8 protein-coding genes are annotated in these 8,118 nt (G+C 41.2%); all 8 read right to left on the bottom strand.

The window, feature by feature from the left end; genetic code table 11:
* Positions 1-288: 288 nt before the first annotated feature.
* Positions 289-819: a helix-turn-helix domain-containing protein gene (locus G343_RS0108550; RefSeq protein ID WP_020007720.1), complete on the bottom strand. Its 531-nt coding sequence runs from the start codon at positions 817-819 to the stop codon at positions 289-291.
* 19 nt (positions 820-838) lie between these two features.
* Positions 839-2,323: an aldehyde dehydrogenase family protein gene (locus tag G343_RS0108545; RefSeq protein ID WP_020007719.1), complete on the bottom strand. Its 1,485-nt coding sequence runs from the start codon at positions 2,321-2,323 to the stop codon at positions 839-841.
* Positions 2,324-2,655: 332 nt separating this feature from the next.
* Complete coding sequence (locus G343_RS0108540; RefSeq protein WP_020007718.1) at positions 2,656-3,240, bottom strand: TetR/AcrR family transcriptional regulator; 585 nt, start codon at positions 3,238-3,240, stop codon at positions 2,656-2,658.
* A gap of 12 nt (positions 3,241-3,252) precedes the next feature.
* Positions 3,253-3,678 (bottom strand): VOC family protein, encoded by a 426-nt coding sequence (locus G343_RS0108535; RefSeq protein ID WP_020007717.1) that lies wholly within the window; start codon positions 3,676-3,678, stop codon positions 3,253-3,255.
* Positions 3,679-4,145: 467 nt separating this feature from the next.
* Complete coding sequence (locus tag G343_RS0108530; protein ID WP_020007716.1) at positions 4,146-5,744, bottom strand: OPT/YSL family transporter; 1,599 nt, start codon at positions 5,742-5,744, stop codon at positions 4,146-4,148.
* A 1-nt stretch (position 5,745) separates the two neighbouring features.
* Positions 5,746-6,399 carry an aspartate/glutamate racemase family protein gene (locus tag G343_RS0108525; protein WP_020007715.1) on the bottom strand — a complete coding sequence of 218 codons (654 nt, stop codon included), beginning with the start codon at positions 6,397-6,399 and terminating at the stop codon, positions 5,746-5,748.
* A 15-nt stretch (positions 6,400-6,414) separates the two neighbouring features.
* Positions 6,415-7,503 (bottom strand): M24 family metallopeptidase, encoded by a 1,089-nt coding sequence (locus tag G343_RS0108520; RefSeq protein ID WP_026366334.1) that lies wholly within the window; start codon positions 7,501-7,503, stop codon positions 6,415-6,417.
* A 13-nt stretch (positions 7,504-7,516) separates the two neighbouring features.
* A complete protein-coding gene (locus tag G343_RS0108515) occupies positions 7,517-8,071 on the bottom strand; it encodes an AroM family protein (RefSeq protein WP_020007713.1) in 555 nt (184 codons plus the stop codon).
* Positions 8,072-8,118: the final 47 nt, after the last annotated feature.

The raw sequence follows: 8,118 nt of genomic DNA, 5'->3' as shown, positions 1-8,118 counted from the left end.
TGCAGGATTTACACCATAGGGTTACGGTTATCTTTAGGGACTTTGTTGTCTTAAGTCAACTCACCCTCCTACAATGCCTCATTATCCTGTTCCTATTCGTCAGGCCACGATTTCGCTATCGCTTCCTCTCCCCCACATCTCACGATGTGAAGCTTGCGAGTCGCTAGCTAGCTTCGTCGATAACTACGCGCTAAGAGGACTTTCACCCCAGATATATGACATGCCCGTCATACTTAAAAACTGCCCCACAGATGGCCATCTGTGGGGCAGGCCAGTTTAGCCGATATATCATTTTGATGATGACACCAGCAATATTGTCGTTAATCCATTCGAATCATTATACCAATGGTGTGCCATGGAAGAATCGATATGGATGGATTCTTCCGCATATAATGTTTCTTTCATACCGTCCAATTCAACTTCCAGCTGCCCTGACAACACATATACAAATTCCTGACCGCGATGTGTATAGGATATCTTTTGTGATTCGCCGGATTTCAACTCCACCAGGGCAGGGATGAAATCGGGGTCTTCCATTTTCCCTTTCAAGCTGGTGTATGAGAATGTTTCCATTTCTGAGGGCCTGTCCCTGACTTTTTTCTTCACGCTGGAATTCCCATTATCGAAGAAGAAGTTTACATTGACGTCCAGGGCTTCTGAGATTTTATTCATCGAAGTGAACGTCAATGTGCGCAGCCCTCTCTCGACCTGCGAAAGGAAACTGATGGACAAACCGCTTCGATCACTCAATTCCTGCAAAGTCATTTTCCTGCTTTTTCTGACTTTCTTCAATTCATTGCCGAATGCATCATCCTTCATATCGCACCTTCTCCAGCGTCTAATTCTGACTTGTATTCACAAATACACTTTTGACTTCTATATAGTTGGAGATGCCATACTCGCCGCCCATTTCTCTGCCGATACCTGATTTCTTGTATCCGCCGAACGGCATTGTCTCCAGTTCCAGCCCAAAATCATTCACCCAGACGGTACCTGCTTCCAGTTTGCCTGCAATGTAATGGCCTTTTCTAATATTCTCCGTCCACACACTTGCAGCCAGACCATACTCGCTGTCATTTGCCCTTTTGATGACTTCTTCCACATCATCGAATACAAATACAGACATGACAGGCCCAAAGATTTCTTCTCTGGCAATGGTCATATCGTCCTCAACTTCAGCGAAGATCGTCGGTTCCACGAAGTAACCATTATTCCCTTTTCTATTGCCGCCGGTAACCAGTCTGGCACCTTCTTCTTTACCTTTTTCGATATATCCAAGCACCCTGTTCAGCTGTCTTTCTGAAACTAACGGTCCCAACTCAGTCTCACTGTCCAAACCGGAACCGACAACGGCCTTTTCCGCTTTTTCCTTAAGTGCCTCGAGCACCTGATCATATATACTACGGTGCACGAAAATACGTGTCGTGGCACTGCAGTTCTGCCCCGAGTTATACATTGTGCCGTCAAAAATGCCGTCCAAGGCAGCATCAAGATCCGCATCATCGAGGACAACTGACGGAGATTTGCCGCCGAGTTCAAGCGTAACGCTTTTAATATCATCCGCCGCTTTTTTCATGATGGCGCTTCCCGTTTGAGTCGAACCGGTAAACGCCACTTTATCCACCTGCGGATGCGTCACTAGTGCCGTGCCGGCCACACCGCCGCCGGGCAGGATGTTCACGACACCATCCGGGAAGCCCGCCTCTTTGAACAATTTTGCAGCGTACAGCATGGACAGCGGCGTTTCAGCGGCCGGTTTGATCACGATGGTACAACCTGCAGCGAGCGCCGCGCCCATTTTCCATGCCGCCATCATCAGCGGATAGTTCCACGGGATGATCTGCCCGACCACACCGATGGGCTCATGCACAGTATAAGTCAGATGTTCCGTCGAGACATTAGGCGTTTTCCCGGCAATATTCGTCGCCCATCCGGCATAATAACGGAATTGATCGATCGTACCGCCTACATCATCTTCCAGCGCCTGGGCATAGGGCTTACCGTTATCGAGAGACTCGAGTTGAGCCAGTTCTTCCCTGTGTTCCTCCAGAATGTCCGCCAATTTATAGATGATGCGGGAGCGCTCAGCCGGTTCCATCTTCGTCCATTCACCGTCATCAAATGCATGTCTCGCAGCCTGCACTGCCTTATCCACATCGTCTTCCCCCGGGTCACTGACACGAGCGATCAACGCTTCAGTCGCCGGGTTCTTCGTCTCAAAAGTCTCACCACTCTGAGCTTTTACGTAGTCACCGTTAATATAGAATCCCATGTCTCCGTCTAAAAATTCCTGTACCCGCTGTTTCAAAACATCATTTGCCATGAATAACTACACCCCTTTTAATTATTGATCATAAATCCGGAAAGTGCCCTTCAGATAAAATTAAAATATTCTGTCAACTATCATTTTAGGGCCTGCATCCGCATAAATCAATTATTTTTCACTGGGAGTGAAATATAATCCTGACAAATTTTTGAATACTAACGCTTGATATTAAACTTATTTAAGGGGTTTTCAAATATCGTCCCCAACGGCTTCAATCAGAACGGCAATCATAACCCCCCATTTCGCATATGTGCCGCCCAATTGTTCGAACGGGCTATAATGACTATGCCCAGCTATGATTCACTGTGTGAGAATGGAGCGCTACAAACTCATAATTTCAACCCGTGCAGCAGCGAGGAAATGACTGTCATTGTTTCATCCAGAATATCTTCCTGCTTTTCACGGTCTGAAATCCACAGAACGGCTTCGTTCATAGCCCCTGAAAGGCAGTGTGTCAATGCATCTGCGGACACTGGAGCTAAAAGATTTTTTTCCTGCATCATTTCCAGCTGCTCCCGCAGTGCATCCATTGAATACCTTCCATCCATTTCCCTGAACGTATTCCATCCTAAGACAGCGGGTCCGTCTATGAGAAGTATCTGTTCGTTCTGCGATTTAAGAGCTGCCGCGAGAAATGCCCGGGATCCATTTAACAATTGATCCCATGCATCATCATGTTTGGCTGCTTCTCCTTCCACATTTTCCCTTATTTCCATTTGCACTTCTTCAAACACTGCAAGAAACAGGCCTTTTTTATTATTGAAATGATGATAGAGTGCCCCGCGCGTCATCCCCGCTTCTGCCACAATACCCTCAAGGGAAACATCTGCATATCCATAGGTGGAAAAATGCTTGCGGGCAATCGTTATCAAACCTTTTATCGTCTGTTCCGTACCTTCTCTGTTTTTTTTCATCAGTCATTCTCCTTAAGCATTCCATACATCCGTGTTATATTGTTCAAGAAATGATGCATCAGGCGGTATCACCTCGATCACATCAATCAATACACCCGCCGGATCCTTCGTCATGAAATGCCGCTGGCCAAAAGCTTCATCCCGCAGTTCCATTACAAGCTCCAGATGATTCTCCTCGATCAGATGAGCATAGGCAGAATTGACATCTTCTACTTCAATATTCAGAATAGTCCCTTGTACAAGTGCAGCATATGTTCCAGGAACCGTTTCATGCGTGAAGTCCAGTATGGCCAGTTCGTCATTTGACGCTTCCCTTTGCAGACTTACATACCAGCCTGCATCAAAAACAACGTTAAACCCGAAATTCTGTTGATAAAAATCACGTGTCGCTGCCACCCTGTCCGTCATCAGCACTGGATAAAAACTATTGAACTGCATTTTCATCACCCCTTTTTGTAATATTTACATTATAACATACATACAGTATGTATGTAAAGTTACAACTTGTCCCACAATAAAATCCTGATAGTAACTCTGACTTTGAAATCGTTGTTATGACTGTATACAAGTCGTCTTGTTGTTATCATAATGTTGTGTCGGTCACTTTCATGTTAACTCAATGATATTATAGATATATGCTCCCGATAAAATTTTCTGATCTGTAACACAGTATATAATGTTGTATTTTCTTGGATTACAGTAAAGAGGCATCAGTTGCAGCTGATGCCTCTTTATAATTCTTCCTAACTTTAACACTTAAAATCTACCCTAAGCCATAGTGTTAAGATTCATTCCTGACATGTTACAAAGAATATTCTTTCATTTTAAAGCGACTCTATAGTATTAGCTTTGTAACATTTAATAACATGTTCGACAATTAAATTCTAAGCAATTGGTTCTCTAACTTACCTCGCTCTAAATACTGAATTAAAGAAGCTATATAATGCATCTCCAGCTATAAATCCAGCAGCTGTAGTATACATTGCATACTGTGACTCTTCTCCTTTAATTTTAAGAATTGTTACTCTGATAGCTAAACCTGTAAGTACTGTCCACCCTGCGATTGGATCTACTAATAACAGACCAGTTGCGAATAGAATCCCCATCTGTCTTTTTGACCCGCCGATTAATTGTAATAAGGCTCCAGGAATTGCCCATAATATAATTGCCCAAGCGACTGAACTATCTACCCCTGCTTCGATTGTAGCTGCGAATACATAGTCAACAGGAGGCACTAAGTCCTGCGCGAAATATCCACCATGGAATAGTGCTACCATAATAATTGCTACACCAAAACCGATTAACGATACGAAGAATTGCATTCTTCTTCCTTCTAGTTCAAAAGCTATCGATTCTTTTGTTCTTAAGACAAAGCCTGCTTTAAAATCGTAACCCATATCTGCAAACGCTGGTCCTGTGGCAGCTGTATACCCAACAAGAAGCGCCAAAGCTGGTATTGGGAACCCAAGTAGTATGCCAATAACTAATGAAATAAGAGAAACTGCAAATGCTGGAAACCAGCCTGAGTGCATGGCAGCCACCCCGACTATGATTTCGGTGATTAATGCTGCAAATGCCGCATATAAGGCAAAAAGGATAATCATAGGTATAGACATATCTGTTAGTATTCCACCAATTGCTGCAAGTAAAAGGGCTCCCAGCACATATGCAATATAACCAAATATTAACGCTTTTCCTACATCTTTCTCACTTCTTGTAACATCTCTTTCTTGGGAAATATTCTCATTTAGCTGTAGTTTCTGTTTTTCCTTTCCTTTACTCCCTTTAACTAACAAATAAATAAATTGTCCAAAAGCCACAACTCCTGCACCTACCATGATACCATGTGGAATATATTGATCGCTCATATTTACTCCGAATAAAAATTCAGAATATCCACTGAGTAATAACCCAAAACCAAACATTGTCAATGCAATTATATTACCAATGAATGCCACTCCAAATGCTGACATTGGAATGCCTGCTATGGCACCTCCAACACCTCCTAAAATACCCAACCCCAGCAACCCTGCTTTTTTACCACCTTCATCTCCTGCTTTGATGGCTTCAGCAGCAGCAATCCCTGGCGGCCATGCTCCCGAGGCAGGAAATGCCTGAGATCCGAATAATCTGTACATCATAGCCCCATCAATAACTAATGCTATCCCAGCGCCAACTAACATTGGGGTTATGAGTTCAGGCATACCTAAAACAAAAGGTACGCCAATTGGGATAAACAGTGTGTTTCCTGCGCCAAAAGTAGCAGAAGATATTGCAGTTTGAATTAAATTCTGAGTATACACTGATCTAAATTTGTGAAGAAAGGCAAATGGTATTCGACCCAAAATCATAGCGAAAAGTGCACCAATGATTGATGTATTTGCTGTGATGCCCAGTGTTGTTATCAACTGCATCCCTATAATTGCACCCATTACAGTCAAAATGAGAATGAGAATAATAAATGTAGGATCCAAAAATATATTCTTTTGATTATTCCCTTTCATGTTACTCACCCCTTAATATAAATGATAAAGCGTTCCCCTCTGTTTCAACTGGATCTATTACTGTAACGCCCAGTTTATTTTTAAGAATGTCACCGAAACCAATAGTCACATAACCTGTACAAGCAAAGACTATCACCTCAGCTCCGTCCCTCATTAGCTCTTTTGCAGTTGCTAAAGAATTTTCTATTGCGTAACCTTTAAGTAAATCTGCTGTGTTGTTTACTGCAGAAGGCTTTCTCCAAGAAATTAAACTATCACCCAAAATTCTTGTCATTGCTTGCGGCACTTCATTTGCAATTGTTAATATTCCAATTTTTTGTGACACGGTTTTGGCCATATGCGCTGCAGAACTACCAGCACCAACAACTGGTACGGATACTTCATTTCTTACTAATTCTAAGCCTGGATCTGCTGCACAACTTATTGCAATACAGCTTACCTTGTGGTGGTTCTCAAATTCTTTTGCAAGCTCTATAATTTTAGGTATCGCTTTAGTCTCACTTTCTTCATCATAAATACCTTTTGGCTGTTGATGGATACATTTATTTATACATCTGATATTATAAGTTTCCTCAATTTTATTACCATGTGAGTTGGTTATCTCTTGGTCTTCTGTAGTAAACACTCTTATTATTCCTACCGACAAATTATCCATCCCTTTGCAGCTCTTTTAATTTTCTATTAAATTGGTACTAAGCTTCATCAAATTTTCAGATCCATCTTCAGTTACTACAATATTATCTTCAATCCTTACGCCAAATTTATCAGGCAGATATATGCCAGGCTCAATGGAAAAAACCATACCAGGTTCTAATACTGTTTTATTATCCTGCATAATATACGGTTTTTCGTGCGAATTGAGACCAAGACCATGTCCAGTCCGATGAGTGAAATACTCCCCATACCCATGAGTATTTATCACTTTCCTAGCTGCTTCGTCTACTTCATGTGCTGTTATCCCAGGCTTAACAAGATTAATTGCGCTTTCCTGTGCTTCCCTAACAATTTCATAAACTTTTTTCTCTTCTTTCCCTGTTTCACCTACCGCTATAGTTCTGCAAATATCTCCTACATAACCATTGACGGTAGACCCAAAATCAATCACTACCAGTTCGCTACCTTTAATCTTTTTGTTACTTGCTCTGCCATGTGGACTCGCTCCCCTGTATCCGGAAGCAACAATAGTTTCGAATGGAGTACCCGTAGACCCCCGCTTTTTCATTTCATATTCAAGTTGTGCTGCAATTTCAATTTCTTTAACTCCAGGTTTGACTATTGGAATTATTGCCTCAAAACTTTCTTCAAGTACTTGCACTGCGCTTCGTAAATCATCGTTTTCTTCTTTGGTTTTGCTAACTCTTAGCTTATTAACCATATCATCAGCGTTTTTTATTTCTTTTCCCAGAGATTCAAAAACTCGATACTCCATAACTCTGCAGTTACTGTATTCAACGCTCACCACAGATGATTTTTCAGATAACCTTTTTCTGAGTTTTTTTAACGCCTCCTCCGGCCCCGATTCATCTTTGTAAGAAAAGATATTTTCAGCAAATATTGTTTCAAATTTATCCAGCTCCACTTCCGGTACCAGTGCAAAGGTCTCTCCATTTTTCAAAATAAGAATAAAAGTCAATCTTTCACTTTGTTTAATTCTAATTCCGGTTAAGTAAAATAAGTTTGTACCTGGGACAATGCCCACAGCGTCTATACTTTTATTTTCCATTAAATTTTGTAATTCCTGCTTTGCTTTCTTATTAATTTAAAACAGCTCCTTATAGAATTTCGGACAATATTTTGGCCATTAGAGTATTGGATAATATAATCGGGATATTCACCTCGTCGAATACCGACTTTCTCATTTCCTCTGTATACCCCATACAATCCATTAATATGAAGTCGCTATCTTCATTTTCCAAATATTTAGCAGCCATTATTATCTCCTCTATATTTGAATAAGGGGAAGCACTAGCTATAAGAGGAAATATTTCATACTTACTCCACTTTTTTGTCATCATCTTCTTTTGACTTTCTTGAGGAATCATTAAACCCATTTTTTGAGATCGACCAAGCTTAGCTATCACAGGAGATACTAATTGTTCAGGTAAGAATAATTTTGAACTTTTTAATTTAATATTTTTGAAGGTGCCTGTACAAAGCAATAAAATATTTTCATAATCAAATGCCTCTGCCTCGGTTATAATTTTCTGGATTTTTTCTTCGGTAATTTCAGCATTTAATATAATTTGTTCTCCATTCGATAACCTGGTGACAAAAGTTTCATCAGACCCTGAATAGGTCAATATATTTTGCAACTCATCTTCATCCATATTATCGAGCCCCCTTTTTGTATCACCTCAATGTTCGTCAGATATTT

The sequence above is a fragment of the Salinicoccus albus DSM 19776 genome (assembly GCF_000385175.1).
GTDB classification, from domain to species: Bacteria; Bacillota; Bacilli; order Staphylococcales; family Salinicoccaceae; genus Salinicoccus; species Salinicoccus albus.
Note: the sequence above shows the minus strand (reverse complement) of the source record. Positions and strands in the feature narration are given on the sequence as shown.

Coding starts and splice junctions, on each gene's coding strand:
- G343_RS0108535 (WP_020007717.1), bottom strand. CDS start 3,678: ATGCAGTTCAATAGTTTTTATCCAGTGCTGATGACGGACAGGGTGGCA.
- G343_RS0108550 (WP_020007720.1), bottom strand. CDS start 819: ATGAAGGATGATGCATTCGGCAATGAATTGAAGAAAGTCAGAAAAAGC.
- G343_RS0108545 (WP_020007719.1), bottom strand. CDS start 2,323: ATGGCAAATGATGTTTTGAAACAGCGGGTACAGGAATTTTTAGACGGA.
- G343_RS0108515 (WP_020007713.1), bottom strand. CDS start 8,071: ATGGATGAAGATGAGTTGCAAAATATATTGACCTATTCAGGGTCTGAT.
- G343_RS0108540 (WP_020007718.1), bottom strand. CDS start 3,240: ATGAAAAAAAACAGAGAAGGTACGGAACAGACGATAAAAGGTTTGATA.
- G343_RS0108525 (WP_020007715.1), bottom strand. CDS start 6,399: ATGGATAATTTGTCGGTAGGAATAATAAGAGTGTTTACTACAGAAGAC.
- G343_RS0108530 (WP_020007716.1), bottom strand. CDS start 5,744: ATGAAAGGGAATAATCAAAAGAATATATTTTTGGATCCTACATTTATT.